Annotated in this window: 25 protein-coding genes; 12 read left to right on the top strand and 13 right to left on the bottom strand. The window is 56.8% G+C overall.

The annotated features are described in order from the left end of the window. From J2S31_RS07000 to J2S31_RS06965, 8 genes are all read right to left on the bottom strand, one after another. Positions 1–630 (bottom strand): phosphoribosylanthranilate isomerase, encoded by a 630-nt coding sequence (locus J2S31_RS07000; protein ID WP_237098365.1) that lies wholly within the window; start codon positions 628–630, stop codon positions 1–3. After that, complete coding sequence (gene trpC / locus J2S31_RS06995; RefSeq protein ID WP_237098364.1) at positions 605–1,417, bottom strand: indole-3-glycerol phosphate synthase TrpC; 813 nt, start codon at positions 1,415–1,417, stop codon at positions 605–607. Before trpC ends, J2S31_RS07000 begins: the two co-directional genes overlap by 26 nt. Before the next feature lie 10 nt (positions 1,418–1,427). Next, a complete protein-coding gene (gene trpD / locus J2S31_RS06990) occupies positions 1,428–2,459 on the bottom strand; it encodes an anthranilate phosphoribosyltransferase (RefSeq protein WP_237098363.1) in 1,032 nt (343 codons plus the stop codon). After that, positions 2,434–3,045, bottom strand: coding sequence for an aminodeoxychorismate/anthranilate synthase component II (pabA, locus tag J2S31_RS06985; RefSeq protein WP_237098362.1), 612 nt, complete (start codon positions 3,043–3,045; stop codon positions 2,434–2,436). The genes trpD and pabA overlap by 26 nt, the downstream gene beginning before the upstream one ends. Next, a complete protein-coding gene (gene trpE, locus J2S31_RS06980) occupies positions 3,042–4,535 on the bottom strand; it encodes an anthranilate synthase component I (protein WP_237098361.1) in 1,494 nt (497 codons plus the stop codon). Before trpE ends, pabA begins: the two co-directional genes overlap by 4 nt. A 199-nt stretch (positions 4,536–4,734) precedes the next feature. Beyond that, the gene (locus tag J2S31_RS06975) at positions 4,735–5,562 is read right to left on the bottom strand and encodes a WD40/YVTN/BNR-like repeat-containing protein (protein ID WP_237098360.1); all 828 of its coding nucleotides are present in this window, start codon (positions 5,560–5,562) and stop codon (positions 4,735–4,737) included. 52 nt (positions 5,563–5,614) lie between these two features. Next, entirely contained in the window at positions 5,615–6,451 is an 837-nt protein-coding gene (locus J2S31_RS06970) for a sialidase family protein (RefSeq protein WP_237098359.1), read from the bottom strand. A gap of 116 nt (positions 6,452–6,567) precedes the next feature. Next, positions 6,568–7,461 (bottom strand): hypothetical protein, encoded by an 894-nt coding sequence (locus J2S31_RS06965; RefSeq protein WP_237098358.1) that lies wholly within the window; start codon positions 7,459–7,461, stop codon positions 6,568–6,570. Between the two features lie 182 nt (positions 7,462–7,643). Between J2S31_RS06965 and J2S31_RS06960 the strand changes: the two genes are divergently transcribed. The 10 genes from J2S31_RS06960 (at position 7,644) to J2S31_RS06915 (ending at position 17,574) form a co-directional block, all read left to right on the top strand. Further along, entirely contained in the window at positions 7,644–8,636 is a 993-nt protein-coding gene (locus tag J2S31_RS06960; protein WP_237098357.1) for an AAA family ATPase, read from the top strand. Positions 8,637–8,649: 13 nt separating this feature from the next. Continuing rightward, on the top strand, positions 8,650–9,606 hold the full coding sequence (locus J2S31_RS06955; protein ID WP_237098356.1) for a DUF58 domain-containing protein: 957 nt from the start codon (positions 8,650–8,652) through the stop codon (positions 9,604–9,606). A gap of 6 nt (positions 9,607–9,612) precedes the next feature. Beyond that, entirely contained in the window at positions 9,613–10,185 is a 573-nt protein-coding gene (locus tag J2S31_RS06950) for a hypothetical protein (protein ID WP_237098355.1), read from the top strand. 36 nt (positions 10,186–10,221) lie between these two features. Then, complete coding sequence (locus J2S31_RS06945) at positions 10,222–11,211, top strand: hypothetical protein (protein WP_237098354.1); 990 nt, start codon at positions 10,222–10,224, stop codon at positions 11,209–11,211. 6 nt (positions 11,212–11,217) lie between these two features. After that, the gene (locus J2S31_RS06940; RefSeq protein ID WP_237098353.1) at positions 11,218–12,216 is read left to right on the top strand and encodes a vWA domain-containing protein; all 999 of its coding nucleotides are present in this window, start codon (positions 11,218–11,220) and stop codon (positions 12,214–12,216) included. Position 12,217: 1 nt separating this feature from the next. Further along, positions 12,218–13,207, top strand: coding sequence for a VWA domain-containing protein (locus J2S31_RS06935; protein ID WP_237098352.1), 990 nt, complete (start codon positions 12,218–12,220; stop codon positions 13,205–13,207). A gap of 109 nt (positions 13,208–13,316) precedes the next feature. After that, on the top strand, positions 13,317–14,021 hold the full coding sequence (locus J2S31_RS06930) for a Bax inhibitor-1/YccA family protein (protein WP_371831629.1): 705 nt from the start codon (positions 13,317–13,319) through the stop codon (positions 14,019–14,021). Positions 14,022–14,130: 109 nt separating this feature from the next. Then, positions 14,131–14,991 (top strand): tetratricopeptide repeat protein, encoded by an 861-nt coding sequence (locus J2S31_RS06925; protein WP_237098351.1) that lies wholly within the window; start codon positions 14,131–14,133, stop codon positions 14,989–14,991. A 115-nt stretch (positions 14,992–15,106) separates the two neighbouring features. Next, positions 15,107–16,810, top strand: coding sequence for a BatD family protein (locus tag J2S31_RS06920; RefSeq protein WP_237098350.1), 1,704 nt, complete (start codon positions 15,107–15,109; stop codon positions 16,808–16,810). Then, the gene (locus J2S31_RS06915) at positions 16,810–17,574 is read left to right on the top strand and encodes a hypothetical protein (RefSeq protein WP_237098349.1); all 765 of its coding nucleotides are present in this window, start codon (positions 16,810–16,812) and stop codon (positions 17,572–17,574) included. The genes J2S31_RS06920 and J2S31_RS06915 overlap by 1 nt, the downstream gene beginning before the upstream one ends. 24 nt (positions 17,575–17,598) lie before the next feature. On the opposite strand, the gene J2S31_RS06910 is transcribed toward J2S31_RS06915, so the two are convergent. The 5 genes from J2S31_RS06910 to J2S31_RS06890 form a co-directional block, all read right to left on the bottom strand. Then, positions 17,599–18,033, bottom strand: coding sequence for a helix-turn-helix domain-containing protein (locus J2S31_RS06910; protein WP_237098348.1), 435 nt, complete (start codon positions 18,031–18,033; stop codon positions 17,599–17,601). 171 nt (positions 18,034–18,204) lie between these two features. Continuing rightward, on the bottom strand, positions 18,205–18,918 hold the full coding sequence (locus J2S31_RS06905; RefSeq protein ID WP_237098347.1) for a response regulator transcription factor: 714 nt from the start codon (positions 18,916–18,918) through the stop codon (positions 18,205–18,207). A gap of 1 nt (position 18,919) precedes the next feature. Further along, positions 18,920–19,501, bottom strand: coding sequence for an HD domain-containing protein (locus J2S31_RS06900; RefSeq protein WP_237098346.1), 582 nt, complete (start codon positions 19,499–19,501; stop codon positions 18,920–18,922). Between the two features lie 4 nt (positions 19,502–19,505). After that, the gene (locus J2S31_RS06895; RefSeq protein ID WP_237098345.1) at positions 19,506–20,156 is read right to left on the bottom strand and encodes a YqiA/YcfP family alpha/beta fold hydrolase; all 651 of its coding nucleotides are present in this window, start codon (positions 20,154–20,156) and stop codon (positions 19,506–19,508) included. Beyond that, on the bottom strand, positions 20,153–21,658 hold the full coding sequence (locus J2S31_RS06890; RefSeq protein ID WP_237098344.1) for an MFS transporter: 1,506 nt from the start codon (positions 21,656–21,658) through the stop codon (positions 20,153–20,155). The genes J2S31_RS06895 and J2S31_RS06890 overlap by 4 nt, the downstream gene beginning before the upstream one ends. A 181-nt stretch (positions 21,659–21,839) precedes the next feature. Here J2S31_RS06890 and J2S31_RS06885 point away from each other — a divergent pair, with 181 nt between their 5' ends. Continuing rightward, on the top strand, positions 21,840–23,363 hold the full coding sequence (locus J2S31_RS06885) for an OmpA family protein (protein ID WP_237098343.1): 1,524 nt from the start codon (positions 21,840–21,842) through the stop codon (positions 23,361–23,363). Positions 23,364–23,504: 141 nt separating this feature from the next. Further along, positions 23,505–25,670: a class I adenylate cyclase gene (locus J2S31_RS06880; RefSeq protein ID WP_237098342.1), complete on the top strand. Its 2,166-nt coding sequence runs from the start codon at positions 23,505–23,507 to the stop codon at positions 25,668–25,670. Positions 25,671–25,680 lie beyond the last annotated feature (10 nt).

The following is a 25,680-nucleotide window of genomic DNA, read 5'->3' as shown; positions in this document are numbered from 1 at the left end:
TCACATTCCTCTTACGGCTTCGATGAATTCGCGCACTTTCTTTTTATTTTTTTTTCCCGGCTTCGACTCCACACCGGAACACACGTCCACGCCGTAGGGCCGGCACACGCGAATGCCCTCGGCGACGTTTTCCGGATCAAGCCCACCCGCGAGGATCACCGGACCGTGTTTCCGTGCCTGCTTGACGAGGTTCCAGTTGAAACGCTCGCCGGTACCGCCCCACTCGCCTTCTTTGTAGGCGTCGAGCAGAAACGCAGAGACGGCATAACGCGACAGGTCCTTGACCGATGCCGCATCCTTCACACGCACGGCTTTCACCACCTTGCCCGCAATGCGTTTGCAGAATGCGGGCGTTTCGTCGCCGTGCAACTGCACCACGTCGAGTCCGCAGGCCTTCACCGTGCGTTCGATGACCTCGGCGGTTTCGTTGACGAACACGCCGACCCGTTGCACGAACGGCGGCAGTTTGTCGGTGATGGCTTTCGCCTGTTTCACCGTCACCGCACGCGGGCTTTTTTTGTAGAAGATGAAGCCGACCGCATCCGCGCCGCACTCCACCGCATGCCTCGCGTCTTCCAGCGAGGTCATGCCGCAGACCTTGACTTTAACCGGAAACGGACGTTTTGTCATGGCCGCGCAGTTCCTGTAATTTTTCGGAGATGCAGTCCGCCTTCATCAGGCTCTCGCCGATCAAAAACGCGTGCATGCCGAGCGATTCGAATTCCTCGATGTGGGCGCGTTCGTAGATGCCGCTTTCGCACACCAGGCACAGCCCGCCCAGTCCTTTCAGTTGACCCAGCAGGCGGCGCGACACGGCGAGGTCGGTTTTCCCTGTGGTCAGGTCGCGGTTGTTGATGCCGAGCAGTTTCGCGTCGGCGTACAGCGCCTTCTCCAGATCCTTTTCGTTGTGCGTCTCGACCAGCGCCGTGAACCCAAGCTCCTGTCCCAGCGCCATCAGGTCCCTCAACTGGTTCTTGTCGAGCGAGGTGGCGATGAGCAGATAAAAATCCGCTCCGAACGCCCGCGACTCGTACACCTGGTACTCGGTGTAGATGAAATCCTTGCGCAAAAGAGGCGCACCCACTTCCTGCTTGGCCTGCTGAAGATACTCCAGACTGCCGCCAAAAAATTTATTGTCGGTCAGGATGGAAATCGCCGACGCACCGTTGTCCGCGTATTCCTTCGCGATTTTCATCGCATCGAAGTCCTGCACCAGGTCGCCCTTGAACGGCGTGCGCCGCTTGATCTCGGCGATGATGTTCGAGCCTTCGCCTTTCCTGGATAAAAGGCCCAGCACATCCTGTGCCTTCGGCACCAGGCTCAACCGCCCCTTCAACTCGGAGAGCGGCCGCTCGCGTTTCGCCGTGGCGACGTCGTCTTTCTTGTGCTCGAAGATGGTGTCGAGAATGTTTCCCATGATCGGTCCTCTACGGCACGTTGACCGGGCGCTGGTTGCTGAGGCGGCACAGGTCTTCCAGCTTCTGCCTGGCCGCTCCGGAATCGATGGACTGGCGGGCAACGTCGATGCCCGCTTTCAAATCTTCTGCCCTGCCCGCGGCGACAATGGCCGCGGCGGCATTGAGCAGGACGATGTCGCGTTTCGGACCGGGCACACCTGCCAAGACGCCGCGCACCAGTTCGGCATTGTCTTCCGCATCGCCGCCTTTCAGGTCCTCCGCCCGGCACAGCGTCAATCCCAAATCCTGCGGGTTCAGCACGTACGCGTTGACTTTGCCGTCTTTGAGTTCCGCGATTTTTGTCGGTCCGGTGAGCGTGATCTCATCCAGTCCGTCCTCACCGTGCACCACAAAGGCGTGGCGGCAACCCAGCTTGTCCAAAACGCTGGCCAAGGGTTCCGCCCATTTCGCATCGAACACCCCCACCACCTGCGCCTTGACGCCCGCCGGATTGGTCAGCGGTCCAAGCAGGTTGAAGAGGGTGCGGAATCCCAGTTCGCGGCGCACGTCGGCGGCGTGCTTCATCGCCTTGTGCATCGACGGTGCGAACAGGAACGCAATGCCCGCATCCTTCAAACATTTTTCGACGACGGATTTTTCGGCTTCGATATTGACGCCCAGGCATCGCAACACATCGGCGCTGCCCGACCGGCTGGACACCGCGCGGTTGCCGTGTTTGGCGACGGTGATGCCCGCCCCCGCCACCACGAACGCCACGGCGGTGGAGATGTTGAACGTGTTCGCCCCGTCGCCGCCGGTGCCGCAGGTGTCCACCGCGTGCTGGCCATCCACATCGAGCCGCTCCGCTTTTTCGCGCATCACTTTCGCCGCGCCGGTGATCTCCGGAACGGTCTCACCCTTCATGCGGAGTGCGGTCAGAAACGCGCCGAGGAACGACCGCTCCACCTTGCCCTCCATGACGAGCGTCATGACGCGGATCGTCTCATCTTCGGTCAGGTCACAGCCATCGACCGCTTTATGAAGAATGCTGTGTGCGTCCATCGATGTGTCCCGCCGGCAGGCCCGGCGAGTCCAGAAAATTTTTCAGAAGGTTCTTGCCGTACACCGTGAGGATCGATTCCGGGTGGAACTGCACGCCCTCGATCGGCAGTTCCTTATGGCGGATGCCCATGATCTCGCCTTCCGCCGTCCACGCCGACACCTCGAAACAGTCGGGGAGCGACTCCCGTTCCACGATCAACGAATGATACCGCGTCGCTTCGAACGGATTGGGCAGGCCCTTGAACAGGGTTTTGTTGTCGTGGTGGATCTGCGACGTCTTGCCGTGCATCAGTTTCGCGGCCTTCACTATTTTGCCGCCGAAGGCTTCCGCCACCGACTGGTGCCCCAGGCACACGCCCAGGAGCGGAATTTTTCCAGCGAAGTGCCGCACCACGTCCTTGGACACCCCGGCCTTGGCGGGGGTGCAGGGTCCGGGAGAGATCACGATCTTCTCCGGCGCGAGCCGTTCGATCTCCTCCACCGTGATCTTGTCGTTGCGGTGCACGCGGATGTCCGCCCCCAGCTCCCCCAGGTACTGCACGAGGTTGTAGGTGAACGAATCGTAATTGTCGATCATCAGGATCATAAGACCAATCCCTTTTCCGCCAGTTCCACCGCCTTGAGCATGGCCCTGCCCTTGTTCATGGTTTCCTCGAATTCCTTTTCCGGCACCGAGTCGGCAACGATGCCCGCGCCGACGCCGAGATACCCGGTCTGGTTTTTCACCACCAGCGTGCGAATGGCGATGGCCGTGTCCATGTTGCCGTTGAAGCTGATGTAGCCCACCGCCCCGGCATACAGGCCGCGCCGCGTGGGTTCCAGTTCCTCGATGATTTCCATGGCGCGGATCTTGGGCGCGCCGGACACCGTGCCCGCCGGGAACGCCGCAGACAGCACGTCGAAGCAGTCGAGACCTTCCTTCAATATACCGCGAACGTTGGAAACAATGTGCATGACGTGCGAATACCGTTCGATGGTGAACTTCTCGTTCACCTCCACACTGCGGATCTCTGACACTCGGCCGAGATCGTTGCGGCCCAGGTCCACCAGCATGATGTGCTCGGCCAGTTCCTTCTCGTCCTGCAAAAGGTCCTTTTCCAGCGCCTGGTCCTCGTCCTCGTTTTTGCCGCGCTTGCGCGTGCCAGCGATGGGCCGCACCTCGACGTCCTTCCCCTCCAGCCGCACCAGCACCTCCGGCGACGATCCCACCACCTGCATGTCGCCGAAGCTGAGGTAATACATGTACGGCGACGGGTTGATGGTGCGGAGCGCGCGGTACAGCACAAACGGGTCCTGCTTGAGCTCGAAGCGGAGCCTCTGCGCCAGCACCACCTGGATGGCGTCGCCTTCGCGGATGTAGTCCTTCACCTTGAGGACCGCTTTTTTGAAATCCTCTTCCTCGAAATTGGAATAAATTTTGGCGTGACCGCTCTGCGCCGAAGGCTGGCCGCCATTGCTGTGGTGCGACAGGTCCTTGCGGAGCAAGCGCTCCAGCGCCTGAATCTTGCCCGTCGTCTCCAGATATAACTCGTCGAGGTCGCGCCCCGGCGTGTGCGCGTTGGAAACGATCTTGATGGTCTGCGTCACGTTATCGAACACGAGAAGCGTGTCGGTGATGACGAAGTAGGAATCCGGGATATTAAGGTCGTCCTCCGTCTGATTCGGCAGGTCCTCGAAGTAGCGCACCATGTCGTAGCCGATGAATCCCACCGCTCCGCCGGAGAAACGCGGCAGGCCTTCCACCGCCACCGGCTGGTACTGCGACAGCAATTCTTTAAGCACCGACAACGGTTGTTCGCCGTTCAGTTGTTTGGTTTCGTTCTGGCCGGAGGTGTGAACGGTGACCGTGTCGCCTTTGGTCTGGATGACGGTGGAAGGGTTGCACCCGAGAAAACAGTAGCGCGCCCACTTGTCGCCACCCTCGACGCTTTCCAAAAGGAAGGCGTGCATGCCGTCGCGGATTTTCATAAACGCCGAAACGGGCGTATCCAAATCGGCGAGGATTTCCTTGTAAACCGGAATCAGGTTGCCCTGTTTCGCCTTGGCCTTGAAGTCATCGAGAGAGGGTTTGTACATTGCAAACAAAAAAAGCACAGACGCACTGTGCTACACGAAAAAGGCCTTTTAAAAAGGGTCTATTTTCAATGAGTTAGTCTAGTGACAGTACCACTGTGGAGCGGAGGGTGTCAAGCCGATTGCGCGGGCCCGCGCGGGAGCCGGAGGGGCGCTCCCAAACAGGGCGGAACGGGTCCAGCGGCGCAAGGGTGCCAGTCCCCTACTCCACTTCCTTCCAGTCCTCGCCGTCCCAGTGCAGGACGAGGCCGTTGTCGCCCACCGCGTACATGTCGTTTTCGTCCGGGCCCCAGATGGCGGTGAGGTATTCCTCGGTGTTGGACTCGATGCGCGTCCACTGGTCGCCATCGCGGTAGAGAATCAGGCCGACGTCGCCGACGGCGAACACGAGGTCTTCATTGGGACCCCACACGTCCAGGAAAAAATCCTCGACGGGTGTTGGCATCACATTGAAATCATTACCATTAAAATGAATCAGCGTGCCGAAAGAACCGGCGAAATACATGTCCCGGGGGCCGAATCCGTAGATGCTGTACAGCTCGGCGTTGGAGTTGAAGGTCATGCGCTTCCACTCGTCGCCATGCAGTTTGAGCACCAGCCCGTCGAAGCCGACGGCGTACATGTTGTCCCGGTCCGAGCCCCAGACAGCGGCGATGTCGGTCTGCGTGCCGCTGGACATGAACTTCCAGTTATGGCCGTCGTACTTGAGGATTTTGCCGATGCGGCAACAGGCGTAGATTTCGTTCTCGCTCAATCCCCAGATGCCGGACATGGGAGGCAGGCTGTCGGTGTCTTCCGCCTTCCATTCTTTGCCATTGTAGCGGATGATCTTGCCGTCGGTGCAGACGGCGTAGAGGTTGTCCGGCGCGGTGCCCCACATGCGCTTGAGGGTCCAGCGTCCGCCGGTGTCGATCTTGTTCCACTCCTTGCCGTTCCAGTGCAAACAGGTGCCTTCCGCGCCACCGATGAACACGTTGTCGGCGCCAAAGCCGTACACCGACAGCAGGTTGCTGGTCGTCAACTGGCTCATGTCCTGTCCCCGTTTGAAAATTCAGCAGTTCGATGCCGCGTGAATTGCGCGGTCACAGCGAAACGTCGTGCCATTGTTTGCCATCGTAGAAGATGACGCAACCATTTTCTCCGCATGCCCAGACCTTGTCGGGGGCGAGTCCCCGCACCTTGGCGAAGTAGGAGTCGAAAGGAATTTCCATCTGCGTCCAGACCTTGCCGTCATAGTGCAACAGGGTGGAAGCGTCGCCCACGGCGAAGATGTTGTCGTCGGAGGTCCCCCAGATGGCGAGGATGTATTCCTCGGTGCCGGTTTCCATACGGGTCCATTCGTTGCCGTCGAAATGCAGGATGGTGCCGAACGAGCCCACGGTATAGACGCTGTTGGCGCTGGCGCCCCAGATGCCGTAGAGCGAAGTCTGCTCGTCGGTCAACTCCTCGCGGCGGTGAAAGGTTTTGCCGTCATAAAAACGGTAGATGCCCTCGCCGCCGACAGCGTGGATCTGGTTGATGTCGGCGCCCCAGAAACCGAACAGATCGTGGATGGTGTTGGGTTCGCGGTACTCCCAGGACGTGCCGTTCCAGAACAGCACGCGGCCGCCGACGCCGAAGATGAACAGGTGCGATTCGTCGTAGCCGTAGAGCGAGTTCAGGGAGTCGTAGTTGCCGGTGTCGATCTGCGTCCACTCTTTACCATCGTAATGAATGACCACGCCGCCGATGCCGACCGCGTAAATGCAGTTCTCGTGCGCGGCCCAGATGCCCATGAGGGGATTGGTGTTTTCCGTACGTTCGGGCGTCCAGAACTCGCCGTCGTAGTATTGGGGGATGCCGTCCTTGCCCACAACATAGATGCTGTTTTCGCTGAACGGCCAGATGTCCATCAAATCCGGTTTTTCACCCGTAAACATGATTCGCGTCGATCCTTAGAGAAACACTGTTTGAGAAACGGTATTCGATGGCGTGAGGTCTATAGCCCTCCCCCTCCCGAAACGCGAGCCTGTAAAGAGGCCACCCAATTCCGGGGTCAATGCTCGGCGGGGGTGAGCCGGAACACCACTTTGGACAGCTTGGGCAGATTTTCCGAATTCTGGATCAGCTCCTGCACTTCCTCGCTGATATCGTTGTGCACGAGGATCAGGGTTTCCAGATTGGACAGGACTTTGGACTCCGCAATGGCGCGCGCGCCTTTGTCCGTGATCTCGGTTTCATACAGATCGAGCAGGGTCAGGTTGCGCATGCATTCGGATTTGGCGATGGCCTCCACGCCGCGGTCGCCGATGGGGTTGTACGTCATGGTCAACTGCTGGAGATTCTTGAGCGTCTCCGACTCCGCCAGGGCGACCGCCCCATCCGGCTCGATGTAATTCCAGTTGAGGTTGAGTTCGGTCAGTTTCGACAGGTTTTTGGAACGCGCAATGGCCGTGGCCCCTTCGTCGCCGACGTTGTTGCGGTACAGGGAAAGCAGGTTGAGGCGCGTCAGCGTCTCCGACTGGGCGATAGCGACCGCACCCTCGTCTTCCAGCCCGTCGCCCACCCAAAGCGAAACCAGGTTGCCCAGAATGGTGGACTTGGCAAGCGCCTTCGCGCCTTCGGCGGTGATCTTGTTGTCGCTCAGGATCAGCTCGGACAGGTTGAGCATGGTTTTGGACTTGCACATAGCGGCTAGTCCGGCGTCCGTCACCTTGTTTTTAAACAGGTTGAGGACGGTGAGGTTTTTCATTTCCTTGCAGTCGAGCAGGGCCTGAACGCCTTCGTCGCCAACCTCGTTGAACTCCAGAAATATCGCAGTCACGCCCTTGATCTGGTCGCTTTGGACGATGCTTTTCAGCTCCTCATCGCCGATTTCACGTTCACGCAGATCGAGTTCGCTGTTCTCGATATTCAGGCCTTCCTTGATGATCGATTCGGTATCTGCCATGGCTCAATTCTTTAAAAGGACTGTCACGGATTCGAAGACATGAATCGCCTATTGTAGAAAAATCAACATTTTTGTAAAGATATAATTTTACCCGGCAGGGTCCGGCCCGCGCCATCAGGAGTTGTGGCCCCATCCCGGGGTTGTTATATTGTTACGTCTTCATTTTATTCAGGATTGCACCGATGCCGCAAGACATTCAGGAGATCACCGATAAGGTCAAACAGGCCAGTCATTTCGTGCAGGCCATCGTGGAGGAGATGGAGCGCATCATGGTAGGCCAGCGCTACCTGATCGAGCGCCTCATTCTGGGCCTGCTGACCAACGAGCACATCCTGGTCGAAGGCGTGCCGGGGCTGGCCAAAACCACTGCCGTCAAGACCCTGGCGCAGACCATTGAAGCCAGCTACAAGCGTATCCAGTTCACGCCGGACCTCCTGCCTGCAGACCTCATCGGCACCCAGATCTACCAGCCGAAGACCGGCGAATTCGTCATCAAAAAAGGCCCGCTGTTCGCCAACATCATTCTGGCGGACGAGATCAACCGCGCCCCGGCCAAGGTGCAGAGCGCCCTTCTGGAGGCAATGGAGGAGCGGCAGATCACGATTGGCGGAGAAACTTTTCCCCTGGAACAACCGTTTCTGGTGATGGCGACGCAGAATCCCATCGAGCAGGAAGGCACCTACCCTCTGCCGGAGGCGCAGGTGGACCGCTTTCTGTTCAAGCTCAAGATCGGCTACCCCTCCAAGGACGAGGAAAAGCGCATCCTGCAACGCATGTCCACCACCAATCACAAAATCGAAATCAAACCGGTGATCCATCCCAAAGACATCTTGGCCGCGCGCGCGGTGTTCGACGAGATTTACATCGACGACAACCTGCAGGACTACATCGTGAATCTGGTCAACGCCACCCGTTTTCCCGGCGAATACCGGTTGGAGAACCTGGCAAGCATGATCGACTATGGAGCCTCGCCGCGGGCTTCGATCTTCCTCAACCGTGTGGCGAAGGCGTACGCTTTCATGCAGGGGCGCGGCTTCGTGGTGCCGCACGATATCAAGACCATCGGCTTCGATATCCTGCGCCACCGCATCATCCTCACCTACGAGGCGGAGGCCGAGAACATCACCTCCGACGATGTGCTGAAAAAGATCTTCGATACCGTGGAAGTTCCCTGAAGGAGGAACCGCCATGTTCGCCAACCTGTTTGAAAAAATATCGGCACCGTTCAGACCGGCACCACCCCCGACGCCGCACAGCCGCGACGCGCTGGAGATTTCCTCCGAGTTGATTCGGAAAATCCGCGACATCCAGGTGAAAACCAATCACCTCGTCAACCACATGATGGCGGGCGAATACGTATCCGCCTTCAAAGGCCACGGCATGGAGTTCAACGAAGTGCGCGAGTACCAGCCCGGCGACGACATCCGGCGCATCGACTGGAACGTGACCGCCCGGCTGGACCACCCGTTCATCAAGGAATACCGCGAGGAGCGGGAGTTGACGGTGATGCTGATGGTGGACGTGAGCGGTTCCGGCGGATTCGGCTCTCACTACGCGTTCAAAAACGAAGTGGCGGCGGAGGTGGCCTCGATCCTCGCATTCGCCGCCATCAAGAACAACGACAAGGTGGGGTTGATCGTGTTCTCCGACCAGATCGAACATTTCATCCGCCCGCAGAAGGGCCGCGCCCACATCTGGAACGTCATCCGCACCATCCTCACCTTCGAACCGGAAGGCCACCGGACGAACCTCAACCTGCCGCTCGAATACCTGTTGCGGGTGCAGAAACGGAAATCCATCGCCTTCCTCATCTCCGACTTCCAGGCAGAGGATTACATGGACCGACTGCGCCGGGCGCGGAAGAAGCACGACCTCGTCGCCATCCACATCCTCGACCCGCGCGAGGTGGAACTGCCCGACGCCGGGCTGGTGCACCTGGAAGATGCGGAGACCGGCGAGGCGGTGTGGGTGGACACCAGCGACCCCGATCTTCGCAAACGCTACGCTGGCGAAAAAGAGCGCGAAGGGCGCGAACTCCAGGCCGCCCTGCGCTCCGCCGGGGTGGACCGCATCGAGATCCGCTCCGACCGGTCGCTGGTGAACCCGATCATCCAGTTCTTTAAAATGAGAGAAAAAAAACACTGAGGCCATATGACCGATTCCACCGAACACAACTCACGCACCACCGGGGACAACCCCACCGGCCCGAAACTGCCGCCGACCCGTTCCGCGAACCCCGTGGAACCGGTAGCGGAAGAAGCGCCGGCCTCGTTCAATATCCCGACCGAAGGGGTGAGCACGAAGCTCAAGGTCTTTGTCATCGGCCTCACCGTTGTCACCTTCATCGCGTTCGGCATCTTCACCGCCATGCTGTTCAAGAAATCGACGTCGTCGTCCACCGGCGAGAGCAAACCGAAGACAACCTCTGCTCTCGCACTGTGGAACACGCAGGCACTGACCGTCGCCGACAAACTGCGCGACTCGGGTTTGTACGAACAGGCGCTCACGCAGTACGAGGCGTACCTGGAAAACCCGAACCTCGACCTGAACACGCGGTCGAACGTGGCCTACGTCGTGGGCGGCCTGTACATGGAACGGGGCAACTGCCAGGAAGCTCTGGTCTGGTTTTTTCATTCCGAGGCCGCGGCGAAAGATGCACCGTGGTCGGAAGACCGCACCAAACGCATCGACGGCTGTCTGCATCAGTTGAAAGCGAATCCGTGAGTCATGTGGCAACCTGCACACGACACAAAAAATTGGATGACCGCCCTCTGGATGGGGATCGCCCTGCTCGGGTTCGTCACAGGAACATTCGCACAAGGCGCGCCGCCCTCCCCGGTCACCGCCACCACCCGGATCGAACCGCACAGCGCCACCATTGGCGACACGGTCACCTACACGGTGGCGGTGACACACGCTCCGAATTTCAAAATCAATCCACCCAGCCCGTTCCCGCATTTCGAAAAGTTCGAGTTTCTCGACCAGGGTGAGAAAACCAAACAGCTCCCCGACGGAAACGTGACCGACGAGTTCATCTTTCAGTTCCGGGCAATGGAGGTCGGCTATTACAACATTCCGGAAGTACCGGTGCATTTCACCGCACCGCATCCGGACGATCCGTCGCGATCCATCCCCGGCGAGATCCAGGCCCCCAAGGCGGTGGTGGAGGTGCGGTCGGTGTTGTTCAAGGACGGCGACCCAAAAGACATCCGCGACATCAAACCCATCGTCGGCGCGGCCCCGCCGTGGCGGCGTTATGCGCTCTACGCGCTGGCGGGACTGGTGGGATTGATGTTCCTGTACTTCATCGGACGCAAATTTTTTGCAAAGCCCCCGCACCGGGAAAGGAAACCCACACCCGTGGTTCGTGAACCGCACGAGGTGGCGCTGGAGGAGTTGGATGCGCTGGCCGCGAAACAGTTGATCGAACAGGAGCGGTGCCGCGAACACCACTTCGAGCTTTCGGAAATCTTCCGCCGCTACCTGGGAGCACTGTATTCCGTGCCGGCCCTCGACTGGACTACCGAAGAGATCATGCAGAATCTTTTGATGCGAAAAAACTTTCCCGAGGAGCTGGGGCAACGGGCTTTGGAGATTCTGCACCGTACCGACTGGGTGAAGTTCGCCAACGAAGAAAGCGAGGCGTCCGTCTGCATGGAGAACGTGCAGGCGATCCGCAGGTTTGTGGAGGACACCGTGCCACGGCGCGACCTGAGCACCAGTCACAAATCGCCCTCCGCCGCAATGTGAGGCGCCATGACTTATTTTCAGTTTGCAAACCCGTGGCTGTTCCTGCTGTTGCTGACGATTCCGTGGATGCTGTACCAGCACCGGCGGAACCGGCCGGCGGCATTCCACTTTTCATCCCTCCACACCCTGAAACGTATCCTTCCCTCCCACGTTTCGTTCATGGCGCAGGCACCGTTGATCCTGCGATGCCTGGCGGTGATACTGATCGTCACTGCCCTCGCCCGCCCGCAGGAGGGACGCAAAAGCACGGAGATCCTGACTCACGGCGTGGACATCATGCTGGCGCTCGACACCTCGGGAAGCATGCAGGCGATGGACTTCAAGAAAAAGGACCAGCCGGTGGACCGCCTGACCATCGTCAAAGACGTGGTGAGTGAGTTCATCGACGGACGCGAGTTCGACCGCATCGGCATGGTGGTGTTCGGCAATGAAGCGTTCACACAGTGTCCGCTGACGCTCGACCACAACATCCTGCAGGAATTTTTGAAACGGCTCGATATCGGCGTGGCGGGCGACTCCACCGCCATCGGCTCCGCCATTGCCATCGCCGTCAAACGGCTCAAGGATCTGGAATCCAAATCGAAAGTCATCATCCTGCTCACTGACGGACGCAACAACGCCGGAAGCATCCCGCCCCGGCAGGCGGCGGAGATCGCCGCCACCTTCGGTATCAAAATCTACACCGTCGGCGTCGGCACACGCGGCAAAGTCCCGTTTGTGTTTGACAGTTTCCTGGGACGTCAATTGGTCATGCAGGATGTGGAGATGGATGAGGAATCGCTGAAAGAAATCTCCGCTATCACCAACGGCAAGTATTTCCGCGCCACGGACACGGATTCCTTAAAGCAGATTTACGCGCAGATCGATCAGTTGGAGAAATCCGAGGTGAAGTGGATCGACCACTCGGAACACAAGGAGCTGTTTCCTTACTTCCTGATTCCCGGACTGCTGTTGTTGATGACGGAAATCCTGTTGACGCAAACCCGGCTGAGGAGGATTCCTTAACATGCGTTTCGGTCAGCCGGAATACCTGCTGTTGCTGATGGCGCTGGCGCTCCTGATTGGTTTCTTCATGTGGTCGGGAAAACGCAAGCGCGAACAGGCGGCGCGGTTCGCCTCCCCTTCCCTGCTCAGCCGCCTGGTTTCGCCACACGTCTGGGAAAAGCAAAGGAAGAAGGCGACTTTGATTGTGCTCACCACTTTCTTCTTCATCCTGGCACTGGCCCAGCCGCGCTGGGGATACGAGTGGGAGGATCTGAAACAGGAAGGCGTGGACATCATCGTCGCCGTGGACGTGTCGCAGAGTATGCTGGCCACCGACATCCCACCCAACCGGCTGGAACGGGCGAAACACGAGGTCACCGACCTGATCGACCTGCTGGAAGGCGACCGCATCGGCCTGGTTGCGTTTGCGGGCTCCAGCTTTCTGCAATGTCCGCTGACCCTCGACTACAACGCCGCCAAAATGTTTTTGAATGCACTCGGCACGGACCTCATTCCAACACAGGGAACGGCCATCGGCCACGCCATCCGTACGGCGGTCAATGCTTTCAGCCAGGTGGAAAAAAAATCGAAAGCCATCCTCCTCATCACTGACGGCGAGGACCACGAAGGCGACGCCCTCGCTGCGGCGCAGTACGCCAACGAACAGGGCGTGAAGGTGTTCGTCATCGGCATCGGCGCGGAAGAAGGTGCACCCATTCCCGATCCCGAACGCCAGCGCGGATTCAAGCGCGACCAGAAGGGAGAAATCATCCTCACCCGCTTGAACGAAGCCGTCCTGCAACAGGTCGCTCTTTCCACCGGCGGCAGTTACGTGCGCTCGGTGCTGGGTGACATGGACCTGAACAAAATCTACCTGGAAGACATCAAACAGCGGGTCGAAAAGAAGGAACTGCGCACCACCCGGCGAAAACGCTGGCAGGAGCGGTTTCAATGGTTCGTCGCGCTGGGACTGGTATGTCTTTTGGGCGAGCGCCTGGTGCGCGAAAAATGAGATAATGGTGGGAGAAAAAACCCTGCTTGACGCGGCATGGGCCGCGTCTTATATAATATCGAATCTGCTGGTATTGGGCAGATACCATAAATAATTCAAGGAGTTTATAATGCAGCCCAATCGGACCTCATACATGAGTCAGGATGCCATTGCCGCCGAACAACAGCGGTTCATGGTCCGGGTCTATAACTGGATGACGGCGGGTCTGGCCATGACCGGTGGCGTGGCCTGGCTGGTGGCCAACACCGAGCCACTGATGAAACTCATTTTCGGGAATCCCATCGTTCCGATCGTTTTGATCATCGCCCAGATCGGCCTGGTCTTTTACCTCGCGTCCTCGGTCATGAAAATGTCCGCGAGCCAGGCAACGGGTGTATTCATCCTGTACGCCGGCCTGACGGGGCTGACCTTCTCGTCCATTTTCATCGTGTACACCGCGGCGTCGATCACCTCCACCTTTCTGGTGACGGCGGGCACTTTCGGCGCCATGAGTTTTTACGGCTACACGACGAAGAAGGACCTCACCTCGTGGGGCAGTTTCCTGTTCATGGGCCTCATCGGCATCATCATCGCCTCAGTAGTGAACATCTTTCTACAGAATGAAGCCGTTTACTGGGTGGTCACCTACGCGGGCGTGTTGATCTTTGTCGGCCTCACGGCGTACGACACGCAGATGATCAAACAGATGAACATTCTCGGAAACGAAGGCACCGACGAGGACACGAAGGAAGCCATCCAGGGTGCTCTCAAGTTGTACCTGGACTTCATCAACCTGTTCCTGATGCTTCTCCGCATCATGGGGGACCGGCGCTGAGGCCTCGGTTTCTCCACGGCGGTTTGAATATAGAAAAGGGATTCCCGGTGGGGAATCCCTTTTTTCGTTCCGCGCCCCCTCTAAGGGAGCGTGCTAAACTGGCTGGATCATGCGAAAGCTTCTTCTACATTCCATCCTCATGACGGTTTTTGCGAGCCTGTTCGGGGTGTGCGTCCTGTCCGCTTTCGCCGAAGACCTGCCGGAATCCGCGCGCGAAGGCATCGCGCATTACAACGAAGAGCATTTCGACAAGGCCGCACAGAAGTTCAACGAGGCGGAGGTGGAAGACCCGGACAATCCCACTGTGCGTTACAACGCGGGCAATGCCAAGTACCGGCTGGGCCGTTACGAGGCGGCGATCGAGGATTATGGCAAGGTGCTCTCCGGCGACAGTCCGCCGGAGATCAAGCAGAAAACATATTACAATCAGGGCAATGCCTGGTTCCGCCTGGGAGCGCTGGACCGGGCGATGGAGTCCTACAAAAAAGCGCTGGAGCTCAATCCCAAGGACGAGGACAGCAAGTTCAATTATGAATACGCCAAGCGGCAACTGGAGCAGGCCATCGCCTCCGGACAGGTTCTGCCGCGCAAGATGGATAAGGTGAAACCGCAATCCGGAACAGGACAAAAGCAGGCGCCGCCCGACGCTTCTGAACCGGAACCCACGGGGCACGGCGAGGATAACGAGCAACCCGAACCGGCAGAAGAGAATCAGACCACCGAGCCGAATCCCGAAGAAAACAAAAAGCAGGAAGAGCCGCAGGAACAGATGGCTGAAGAAACCCCGCCTGCTCCTTCTTCTCCCGAACAGAAAAAAATGAACGCATTGTTGAAAGAGGCGGCTCCCCTGTCCCGGGAAGACGCCGAGCGGTTATTGGGATCGTTGAACGAGGATCTCAAAAAATTCAAACGCCGCCAGATGCAGGGCGAGATGCAGGACCTGTTCAAGGATCAGGGAAAGGACTGGTGATGGAAACATGTGCGGGAATAACGCCACATCGCCGATGAAAACTTTATTCCCTTTTTTTCTGTTTGCATGGATCGTGCTGTTGCTCCCCGCTCCGTCCTGGGGGAAGGATATCCGCGTGAGCGCATCGGTGAACAACACCGAGATCACGCTGGAAGACGTGTTGGATGTGGAAGTGGTGGTGGAAGGCACGCAGGATGCACCGCAACCGGAGCCTCCGGCCCTGCCTGCCTTTTCGGTCCGTACCGGCGGCCGCGCCTCGTCTCTTCAAATCATCAACGGCCAACGCACCGCTTCGACGACGTTCCATTACCAGTTGATTCCGAAACAGCCCGGCGACTTCACCATTGGTCCCTTCAAATTCGAGATCGACGGCAACCCCTACATCACCGCGCCCATCCCCATCACCGTGCGTAAAGGCCCCGTCCCGGAACAGGGCGACCGCGCCGTGTTCGCGGAAGCGACTGTGCCGACGCATCAACCATACGTTAACGAACTGTTGCCCGTCACGTTGAAGGTGTACCGCAAGACAAGCGTGCGCAATGTGAAGGTCGATTTGCCTCTCGATGATTTTCGCAAGGAAGAGCTGGGACCACCCAAGCAATACAGCCGCGTGCTGAACGGCATCCGTTATGACGTGTATGAATGGAACACCGGAATTTATCCTTTGAAAGCAGGCAAGGAAATCATTCCATCGGCTTTGATCGAGCTGGATGTCGTCGAACAAACATCCTCGAACGGGCGGCGGTCGGGAGATCCTTTTTTCGACGACCCTTTTTTCCAGAGTCCGTTTTTTCACAATCAGTTTAAATTGAAACACAAGATTCTGCGCACCCAGCCCATCGAACTGGAGGTGTTGCCGCTTCCGGAGAAAAGCCGGCCGGAACCGTTTTCCAACCTGGTGGGGCAGTTCAAACTGGAAACCGAATTCAGCCGTATGCAGTTGGCCCAGGGCGACACCATGACCCTCACTATCACCGTGACGGGAGAGGGCAACCCGCAGGATGCGGTGTTTGAACTGCCTGAGACCGGTGGAGATTTCAAAGTGTACGCGGACCAGCCGGAGTTCACGCGCACCGGCGGCGGCAAAACGGTGGCAGGCAAAAAGGTGTTCAAGTATGCGCTGGTGCCGTTGAAAGCGGGAACGTTGACGTTTCCTTCGGTCACGCTGAATTTTTTCGACCCACGCGTCCACACCTACCGCACGATTGAAACCGAACCGCAAACAGTGCAGGTGACTCCGGCGGAAACCGGGTCGAATTTGAATGCCGTGGAGCCGCAGACGGAACGATCACAATCCGGCACTCTGCGGCAAAAGATAACCGAAGACATCAATCCCCTGCATACGGTGAAGGAGGATTTCACCAACCCGGTCCGCGGCCCCCTGTTCTGGATGACCGCGGCCGTGGCATTGCTCGTGCCGCCCGCGTGCTTTTTGATTTTTGTCAAGATCCGGCGCAGGAACCAGCGAATGAAATTCGACACCGCTTACAAACGGAGGTTGGACGCGTTCCGGCAGGCGGAAAAACGTTTGAACCGATTGGCCTCAGAGAAGAATGGCGACGACAGGGAGACGGTGCGGGAGTTGTCGCAGATCGTCCGTACCTACATCGGCGACCGGTTGAACCTGAACGGCACCGCCTTCACCTCGCGCGAAGTGGAAGACCAGTTGAGGCAACGGGAATTCCGCGAAGAACACATCGTCGAGACACGCGATCTGCTGGAGAAATACGAGTCCCTGCAATACGCCGCGGGACAGGCCGACACCCAGGCGCTGTTTGACGAGTCCCGCCGCCTGCTCGAAAAACTGGAGGAGGCGTGATGCGCATTCCTCAATCCGCGATCCGGTTTTTTATTCTGCTTTTTGCCATCACCTGCACACCGGGCGATGTCTTTGCCGATGAGATCCAGGAACGCATTGCATCAGCCAATCGCCTGTATGCGGAACAGAAATATGAAGAGGCCATCGATGCCTATGAGTCCGTGCTCGAATCCGGATTCGATAACGGTTACCTGCATTACAACCTGGGCAACGCCTGCCACCGCGCCGGTGAGATCGGCAAAGCCGTCCTCCATTTCCTGAAGGCGCAAAAGCGTCTGCCGCGTGAAGAAAAAGTGGAAGCCAACCTGCTTTTCGCCCTGCAAAAAACCGTGGACCAGACGGACTGGCGGTTTCCCAACGTATGGACGACACTTTTTTTCTGGTTGGAGGACGTGACTCTGGAAGAGCACATCGGGACCCTGATTGGAGTGAACCTTGTTCTGTGGCTGGCGTGGAGTGTGTTGATCCTCCATCCGTCATACGCCACGCGGCTGGCGCGCAACATGGCTCTCGGTTTATTTGGGCTGGTGCTGGTGTCCACGCTGGCCCGGTTCGCTTACGATGCCGGGAACCGGTATGGAGTGGTGCTGGCAAAGGACGTTGCCGTGCATGCGGAGAAGGGATCGGAAAAGCCCGTGCTTTTCCGGCTCCATGAAGGTGCGATCGGAAGAATTACGGAGGAAGAAAGCGGGTGGTACCGCCTGACCCTGCCAGATGAGTCCGGGGGGTGGGTCCGGGCAGAAGACGATCAGGTCGGAACCTGACACATCGACCCACCCCGGGTCGTCTCAATCCGTCTCCACTCCGGCCATAAAGCCTTTAATCTGGGCCTTCTGGGTCGGAGTGCCTCGTTCAAAGATTTTGACCAAACGGTGTACCGTGCGTTTGAAGTCGGTGTCGCTCATCAAACGAACGACTTCCTTGAACGCAGAGACATCCTTGTCCACCGCATCCTTTTCCTTGATCATGTCGCCTTCCCCGGTCAACAGCCAGCAGATGTTGACATCGGTTTTACGGCACAACCCGGTGAGGGTGGTGGCGGAAGGAAGAGACTTGTCGTTTTCCAGATCCGATAAAGATCCCTGTGAGACATTGATGGTCGCGGCCAGGTCCACCAACCGGAGCGAAGACAGCTTGCGCCAGTAGCGAAGACGGCCACCCACCGTTTTGGGCTGATTGGGATCCTCGATACTCGGATTGTCCTTGCCAATTTTTTCAATCATCGGAAACCTCCATGTGTTTATCCTCAGCTCCTATTATTGAAAAAATTGGTCAAAATATGATGAAGACAATGCAACAATTATGTTACAAATCGGCCTATCAATATAGCTTTTCCAATATTTCTTAAAATCGATCCATCCCCAACCAAAAAGGTTTGCAAGGCTTTGCAAGCCTCAAGTTTTAAAGCGGTACCCCACTCCCCGAATGGTTTCAATGTACTGCCCCGCCTCCTCCAGCTTATTCCGTAAACGTTGAATGTGAGTGTCTATGGTTCGGGAAAAGACACCTTCACCACTTTCCCAGACGTGCTCCATCAGGTAGTCCCGGGTTTTTACCTGCCCCAGATTATCTAACAAGGAAGAAAGAAGTTTGAATTCGGTAAGGGTTAACTGAATGGTTTTATTTTTCACCTGCACTTCATGCTTGCCGAAGTCCACCGTCAGCACTCCATGGGTCAATGAGTCATTTCGGGCTTGCGAACCATACACCCTTTTCAGGACATTATTGACACGCAATAAAAGTTCCTGCGAATTGAACGGTTTGGTTATGTAATCGTCCGCGCCGAACTCCAAACCCAGGTTGCGATCCACCTGCTCCGTCCGGCCGGAGAGAATGATGATGGGCAGGTTTTGTGTTTCCTTGTCCCCGCGCAGACTCCGGCACACCTCCAAACCGTTCTTGCCGGGGATGTTGATGTCGAGCAGAACCAGGTCGGGGCAACGCGAGCGGATGATGGCTTCCGCGGACTCGCCATCATCGGTGGAAATGACCTTGTATTTTTCCTGATCCACCAGTTGTTTGACCAGGGTCACGATGGAAGGGTCGTCGTCCACCACGAGGATGGTGTAGCGCCGGAACCCTTTTTTCGTTTTATTGTTGTCCGCCATATCAGATCTCAATGTGGTTCCGGGGGAGCATGCGCCATTCCTGCTCCATCAAAGCCAGCACCCGGTCCCATTTCAGCGCATATTCCTTCACGGCCTCATCGGCCGGATGTTTTTCCGGCGTCAGAGCCACCAGATACCTCTGCCACTTGATCATCATCGCCTGCCTCGTTTCGGCCCCAATCGACCGGGAGCTGATGACATTGTCTTCAATATCGCACACTTTGATTTTTTTCGAATCGAGCGGCCAGTTTACAAAATCCTTCAGGTAATCGAGATGGGACACCCCGTCGGGTTTGGTCAGGTCTTTCACCAACCGTCGCACTTCCGGACCGAACCAGGATTCGATGTCCTCCAGTCCAACCCAGGTGTCTTCCACCAGGTCATGGCACAGCGCGGCCTGTGCGCCTTCCAGGGTTTTATATCGGAATCGAAGGTAAGCCTTACATACGCGGCGGGGGTGGTGGTAGAACAACTCCCTCTCGCTTCCTTTTCGGGTCTGGCCGGAATGAGCTTGCTGGATGGCAAGAAAGGCTTTTTTTATTTTCCCCAGGTTTCCCGTAACACCGGTCGCATTTCGTCCCATATTTTTACAGGCCTTCCCGGGTGAAAAATTCCAAGCAGTCGTTCACGATCCAGTCCATGTGTGACAGCAGGCCGTGATCGGAGTCCAGTTCTTTTAGTGTAACCCAAGGGCGGGATGCGGCAAACTCGCGGGACTGGGTTACCGGCACAGTATCGTCGTGCACGCCGTGGACGATCCGTATCGGCAAAGCGCGGTCCAGCGGCAGGGCATCCCAGGCACGGGCGTCTTCAAAAAGGGCTGTACTCAACTCCATTTCGCGTGCGTACCGATAATGGTATACCTGAATTGTTTTCGGTAGCCCCTCAGACTCCGGGTGGTCCCGGCCCACCCTCTCCTTCCAGCGCTTCAGAAAATGAAAGCCCGGACACATCAGGTAGAGTCCCTTAACCTCTTGTCGAGATTGAGCCACAAGCGATGCCAGATAGCCTCCCATGCTACTGCCAATGATACCCACCCGAGAACTCGAGAAAGTATCGATTACTGACCTAATTTTTTCAACCTGCCTGGAAAGGGTAATATTTCGGAAATCCCCGTCCTCGAGGTCAGGCACAATCAACTCTTTTCCCAGTTCCTGGAACCGTTGAGCAAAGGCGACGGCTTTTTTGGAACCGGGGCTGGAGGCGAATCCATGGCAGTAAATATAAACCGTGTTCATTGTTGCGCGCTTCCCCCGCTTGCCGTGTCAGCGTTCCACCCCCGTTGGGCCTCCAGCATGCGCTTCACCCAAGGGAGAAACAGATATGCCGGAAATGCGAGAAAAAAAGTCAGCGTGAAATACGGTGCGTAGCCCATTGCCTCGGCGCCGAATCCGCCGGCCCAGCCCGCCACCGACCGGCTAAACGCGAAGATCGAAGAAAGCAAAGCGTATTCCGAGGCCGACCGCTTTTTGTTGACGATCGCCATGAGAAAGGCGAGGAACGCCGCCGACCCCAACCCGCCGGTGAACGATTCCAGCACACTCGCGCTGTACATCATGGCCTTGAACTCCATCGCCATCGGCACCCCCTCCTGCGGCGGTGGCAGGACTGCGGCCACTCCCGCGTAACCGAGGTTCGACAGTGCCTGCAAAAGCCCCAGTACCCAGATGCCTTTAAAAATGCCAAAGCGGTCGGTAAACCACCCGCCCACAAGCCCACCGGCGATGGACAGCCCCAGGCCGATGTTGACCGACACCAGGCCGATCTCCGTCGCCGAAAAACCGGAGTCCACCCAGAACGGCTTCACCATGAAGCCCATGGAGGTGTCAGCCAGTTTGTAAATCAGGATGAAGACGATGACGGGAATGATGTACGGCCGCTGGATCAGCTCGAAGAAGGCACCAAACATCGGCCCCTCGTTCAACTCATCGCGCATGGAATTGTTGTTGCCCTGAGCCCGCACGCGGCCCGTCCAGTAATGACTGGCCGCCACCACCAGAAAGCCGGCCGCCATCAGGGCGGGCCACAGGTAAGGCCGCCCATCGGACACATCGAGCCTGGTGTCCACCAGGCCGAAGCCCATCAACGCCAGCACGAAAAGCAAAGCCAGCGCATACGGATAGCGGGCGATCAGGCGAAATTCGCCGAGAAGAGAGCGGTCTGACCGTGTTTTGTATGCCAGTTCGGGGGGAGCCAGCAGGCACACCGTGCCGCAGGCAAATAAAATGAGAGCGCCGGCCAGATACGTGGCGCTCCACGACAACCAGTCCGCCAGCACCAGGATGAAACCCGACGCCAGCATGCCCACCCGGTACATGCCATTGCGGATGCCGTTGGCAAGGCCCAGTTCATCCTTGTCGAGCATCTCGATGGTGTAGGCATCGATGGCCACGTCGCTGGTCGCGGAAAATATGGTGAACAACCCGATGGCCAGCCACACCCACGGGCCGAAGTCCAAAAGAACCGCAAACACCAGCATGACGCCGCCCATCAGCACGTCCATCAAAAAAATCCAGCGGCGGTGATGGCGCAGGTAATCGACCGCGGGCGCCCATAGAAATTTGAGCGTCCACGCGAGGCCCAGCAGGCTCATGAACCCGATCTGCCACAGGTCCACCCCCTGCTGGCGCAGATGAACGGGAAAGACGTCGTAAAACACACCCAGCGGAAATCCTTCCGCGAAGTACAGGATTCCGACCCAGTATAGCTTATTTTTCAATAATTTAGGTTGACTCTCCATGCCCCCTCCGCGCCGGTTTGGCGGATGCTCCGGTCGGTCCTCAGATCGATGGATGTCTCATTTCCCCTTGTGCACAGGGGACCTCCCCTTATACTTTTCTTGTGGACGGTCAAATCCCTATAATGATTTTTTTATAAGAATTTAGGGTATTCTAGCCGATAGGAAATCCGGGTAGGGAACCATGACTCAAGAAAATTCCGTTCAGCATTTAAAAGAACAGCTCAAAATCAAGAATCAGGAGCTGAGAAAGCAGGTCAGAGAAACGTCCCGGCTCTCTGACAAAATGAACAACATTACCGTCTTAAACAAAGAAAAAGTCAATGAATTATTGAGTCTCATCAAGCAAAAAGAGGAGGAAGTCAAGGAGGCGAGGGAAGCGGTGTGGGCGGCCCGCATGTCCAAGCGCACAAGCGGCCAGGGGAACGAAAAAACGGGTGACGAAACGGAAGAAGGAGAGATCGATGCCGAACTCGAAAATGAAGTCATCGACCCCAAAATCCTCAAGGAATTAGAAGATACCAAAAACAGCCTGCAAAGCCTGCGGGGCCTTTTCAAGGAAACCCGTGAGGAACTCAAAAAAGTCAGCAACGACAAGTCCCTGCTCATCAAGGAAGTCAAAAGAACCCGCAAGGAACTGGACAGGGTGAAAACCCTGAAAGACGAAGTCATCCGCCTCAAAAAAGAACTCGACCAGAAAGCGGGCCCCTCCTACCAGCAACTTGAAAAGGAAATCTCCGACAAGGAAACCAAAATTGAAAAGCTGGAGCGCATCATCAAAGATGCGACACAGGACCGGGAAGACGGAAAACTGCCGGCGGAAATCATATTTGAACTGCGCATGGAGCTCAACGAACTGCTCCACGAAAAGGAACGGCTGGTGATCGAGCTGGACCAGACCAAGGATTACAACGAGGAGCTCGAAAGCAAAGTTCAGACCCTGGAGGAAAAACAGGTCTCCAGGCAGTTGGAAGGGCAAATCGCCCACGAGCACCGCTCTTCTTTCCGTACGGCGTTTGTGTCGATGGAAGGATTTCTGGTGACGTACAGCGACATGATCACCCTGCTCCTGGCGATTTTCGTCATGCTGTTCACCATGTCCAATATCGACGAAAACAAATTCGTGGAAGCCATCTCGTCATTTCAGGAAAAAGAAGTCCGGGTCACCTCGCAGAACGTCCGCCTGTCCCATCAGGAAATCAAAATGCTGGAACGCGTGCGCGAGCTGGTGAAGGACAACGTGGATCCGGAAGAACTGGTGCGCGGTGATGTGAAGACCAAACTGATCCGGCTCAAGTCCGAAGAACTGTTCTCTCCGGGCAAGGCGACCTTGATTCCGGGGGCCGAGGAGACCATCTTTCAGGCCATCCAGGAAGACCTGAAGCAGGGAGTCAAGCAGATCCACGTGGAAGGACATACGGACGACGTTCCCATCAGCACCGAGGCGTTTCCCTCCAACTGGGAGCTTTCCACCTCGCGTGCCGCGCGGGTGGCCCGCTATATCATCGAAGAACTCAAATTTCCTTCGGAACTGATCGTCGTTTCCGGTTATGGCGAGTTTCGTCCGCTCAAACCCAACAATACCGATTCCAATCGGGCCATGAACCGGCGGGTGGAAATCAAAATCCTGAAAGACAAAGAAGTTTTGAAGGAAGAAAACGGACGCAAAAAACAAGGCAGGAACGGAGAGCCGGTACAGAAAACCTGAACGGGTTTCCACACAACGAGAGTCATTGATATTTGCCGGAATCGCCGAGCCGGGCAAAAACCCGTTCTCATTTGCGGGCACGCAATTTATAATTGAATTTTGAGCCCATTGGATCGTCAGCGATCAGGGGGGGGGACGTTTATGGCGGATAAGCCGGAAAACATCGCCGAAGAGCTTTTCAATAACCGGCAGATTTTTCTGCGGTACAACCAGAACAACATCAACCGTATCCAGCAACCCCTGTTTCACGTGGACCGGCATGTATTCACCATCATCCCCCGGCTTCTGCACATCAATCAGGAAGGACTCCCCGGTTATGTCAAAGGCGATGTGCCTTGCGGCATCCATCACTTTCAGCTCGATCACCGCATCCAGCTTGCCGCGGAAACCCTGTTTCCCGACGCTATCTTCCGCGGTAATGAGGAAGTCGAACCCTTCATCCACACGATTCTTTTGATGGGCAGTTGCGGCTCGATCGCGCAGAGCCGCAAATCCGACCTCGACTACACCCTGCTGGTCAACAAGCACAGCGTGTCACCGGAGCGGCTGGGCCTGTTCAAGCAGAAACTCAACCTCATCGAGAAGTGGGCATGGGACGAGTTCAACCTGGAAGTCCACTTTTTCATCAACGATATTCAGGAAGTCAAAAACAATATCTTCGGTGAGAGCGATACGGAAAGCACCGGATCCGCCCAGGCCAAACTGCTTAAGGAGGAAATGTACCGCACCGCCGTCGTCACCACCGGCAAGCTTCCCTTCTGGTGGATCGTTCCGCTTCAAACCGATGACGATCAGTATGAAAACTACCTGCATCTACTCCGCACCCGCCAAACCCTGCTGGACCCCGACGCGTTTGTCGATATCGGCAACGTGGACGACATTTCTCAGGGAGAGTTTTTCGGCGGTTCCATCTGGGCTCTGATCAAATCCTTCAAAGCCCCTTTCAAGACCTTGCTGAAAATGGGGCTTCTGGAGGAATACATGTTCGGCCAGACCCGGTTCAACCTGCTCTGCCATGAAATCAAGAAAAAGGTTTTCGGCGGCACGTTGTTCGACGACATCGACACCTACGTCGCCATGTACGAGCGAGTGGAACGTTTCTTCAAGGAACATAAAGATGAAAACGCGCTGGACGCCCTGAAAACCTCCTTCGTGCTCAAAGTCGGCACCAAGGTCACCGGAGAAGAGCTGGTGAAAGGCAGTCCCGATCCGCGCAAACGCACCCTCATCAACATGTACAATTCCTGGGACTGGGAACCCGCCAAGCTGGAATCGGTCAACGCCTACTTTTCCTGGCAAATGCTGGACAAGGTCGCGCTGGGAAACCGCATCAACAAAATCCTGATGGCCAGCTACAAAAACATCTCCGAAGCCAACAAGGCCTCCGGTGAAGAAAGCCTGATCTCGGAACGCGATACGCATCTCCTCGGACGCAAGTTGTTCAGTTTCTACCGCCCCAGCCAGAACAAAGTGGAAAACCTGTTTGCGCTGGTGGATGGTGAAACGGGCGAAAAGGAACTTACCTTCATGATTCACCGGGTGAATCCAAAAGACAAAGGCGAATGGTACCTGATCCGCGGAAAAACCCTGGCTTTCCTGGAGCACATTCCCAAGGAACAGATTCTGAAAAAAGCGTACTCCCTTCAGTTTCTTGTCGCCTTCACCTGTTTCAACAGCCTGTTCCGCAAAGACACCGTACTGCTTTTGCGCGCGGAACAGCAATCGATCAAGGACCAGGATCTGAAAATATTGCTTGAAGACCTGTCCTCTTTCATGTCGCAGGTTTCAGTGGCCTCGATCCCCAACGAAGACCTGTTGACCAACGCCCGGTTGCGGCAGTTGTTCATGATTGTGGATTTCGGAAACCCCATTCCCCGGGAAGTGATGATCGGCAATCTGCACGACTGCAAGACTCCCAAGGAATACGCAGGGTTCATGAACCGGAAGCTGGAGCGCATCACCAGCACCACCGCCATCTACCTCACCACCTGGGGCGAGTTGTTCTGCAAAACCTACGTGGGCGCCAATTGCATGAACCGGTGTCTCGCGGAATTGCGGCCCATGACCCCCAACCGGGAAATCGATGAAGACGAATTTTTTAAATTTTTTGTGCCGGGAAGCCGAAAAGAAAAAATAGATTTCTCATGGTTATCCCGGTACATCATAAAAACGCTGACTTTCAAAAAAGGGAATACGTCCGGAAAAGTCGAATCGCCGGATCTTAAAATCCATCCCAGCACCTCCAAAAGCACGAGTGAGGGGGCGCGGGAGATGGAAGAGGCGAAGTCGGAGTCTCCTTCTACCTGAAATGAAACGA

The sequence above is a fragment of the Nitrospina gracilis Nb-211 genome (genome assembly GCF_021845525.1).
Classification (GTDB): Bacteria; Nitrospinota; Nitrospinia; order Nitrospinales; family Nitrospinaceae; genus Nitrospina; species Nitrospina gracilis_A.
The sequence above is the reverse complement of the archived record's forward strand: the minus strand, read 5'-3'. Positions and strand labels throughout refer to the sequence as shown.

Coding starts and splice junctions, on each gene's coding strand:
- J2S31_RS07000 (WP_237098365.1), bottom strand. CDS start 630: ATGACAAAACGTCCGTTTCCGGTTAAAGTCAAGGTCTGCGGCATGACC.
- trpC (WP_237098364.1), bottom strand. CDS start 1,417: ATGGGAAACATTCTCGACACCATCTTCGAGCACAAGAAAGACGACGTC.
- trpD (WP_237098363.1), bottom strand. CDS start 2,459: ATGGACGCACACAGCATTCTTCATAAAGCGGTCGATGGCTGTGACCTG.
- pabA (WP_237098362.1), bottom strand. CDS start 3,045: ATGATCCTGATGATCGACAATTACGATTCGTTCACCTACAACCTCGTG.
- trpE (WP_237098361.1), bottom strand. CDS start 4,535: ATGTACAAACCCTCTCTCGATGACTTCAAGGCCAAGGCGAAACAGGGC.
- J2S31_RS06975 (WP_237098360.1), bottom strand. CDS start 5,562: ATGAGCCAGTTGACGACCAGCAACCTGCTGTCGGTGTACGGCTTTGGC.
- J2S31_RS06970 (WP_237098359.1), bottom strand. CDS start 6,451: ATGTTTACGGGTGAAAAACCGGATTTGATGGACATCTGGCCGTTCAGC.
- J2S31_RS06965 (WP_237098358.1), bottom strand. CDS start 7,461: ATGGCAGATACCGAATCGATCATCAAGGAAGGCCTGAATATCGAGAAC.
- J2S31_RS06960 (WP_237098357.1), top strand. CDS start 7,644: ATGCCGCAAGACATTCAGGAGATCACCGATAAGGTCAAACAGGCCAGT.
- J2S31_RS06955 (WP_237098356.1), top strand. CDS start 8,650: ATGTTCGCCAACCTGTTTGAAAAAATATCGGCACCGTTCAGACCGGCA.
- J2S31_RS06950 (WP_237098355.1), top strand. CDS start 9,613: ATGACCGATTCCACCGAACACAACTCACGCACCACCGGGGACAACCCC.
- J2S31_RS06945 (WP_237098354.1), top strand. CDS start 10,222: ATGACCGCCCTCTGGATGGGGATCGCCCTGCTCGGGTTCGTCACAGGA.
- J2S31_RS06940 (WP_237098353.1), top strand. CDS start 11,218: ATGACTTATTTTCAGTTTGCAAACCCGTGGCTGTTCCTGCTGTTGCTG.
- J2S31_RS06935 (WP_237098352.1), top strand. CDS start 12,218: ATGCGTTTCGGTCAGCCGGAATACCTGCTGTTGCTGATGGCGCTGGCG.
- J2S31_RS06930 (WP_371831629.1), top strand. CDS start 13,317: ATGCAGCCCAATCGGACCTCATACATGAGTCAGGATGCCATTGCCGCC.
- J2S31_RS06925 (WP_237098351.1), top strand. CDS start 14,131: ATGCGAAAGCTTCTTCTACATTCCATCCTCATGACGGTTTTTGCGAGC.
- J2S31_RS06915 (WP_237098349.1), top strand. CDS start 16,810: ATGCGCATTCCTCAATCCGCGATCCGGTTTTTTATTCTGCTTTTTGCC.
- J2S31_RS06910 (WP_237098348.1), bottom strand. CDS start 18,033: ATGATTGAAAAAATTGGCAAGGACAATCCGAGTATCGAGGATCCCAAT.
- J2S31_RS06905 (WP_237098347.1), bottom strand. CDS start 18,918: ATGGCGGACAACAATAAAACGAAAAAAGGGTTCCGGCGCTACACCATC.
- J2S31_RS06900 (WP_237098346.1), bottom strand. CDS start 19,501: ATGGGACGAAATGCGACCGGTGTTACGGGAAACCTGGGGAAAATAAAA.
- J2S31_RS06895 (WP_237098345.1), bottom strand. CDS start 20,156: ATGAACACGGTTTATATTTACTGCCATGGATTCGCCTCCAGCCCCGGT.
- J2S31_RS06890 (WP_237098344.1), bottom strand. CDS start 21,658: ATGGAGAGTCAACCTAAATTATTGAAAAATAAGCTATACTGGGTCGGA.
- J2S31_RS06885 (WP_237098343.1), top strand. CDS start 21,840: ATGACTCAAGAAAATTCCGTTCAGCATTTAAAAGAACAGCTCAAAATC.
- J2S31_RS06880 (WP_237098342.1), top strand. CDS start 23,505: ATGGCGGATAAGCCGGAAAACATCGCCGAAGAGCTTTTCAATAACCGG.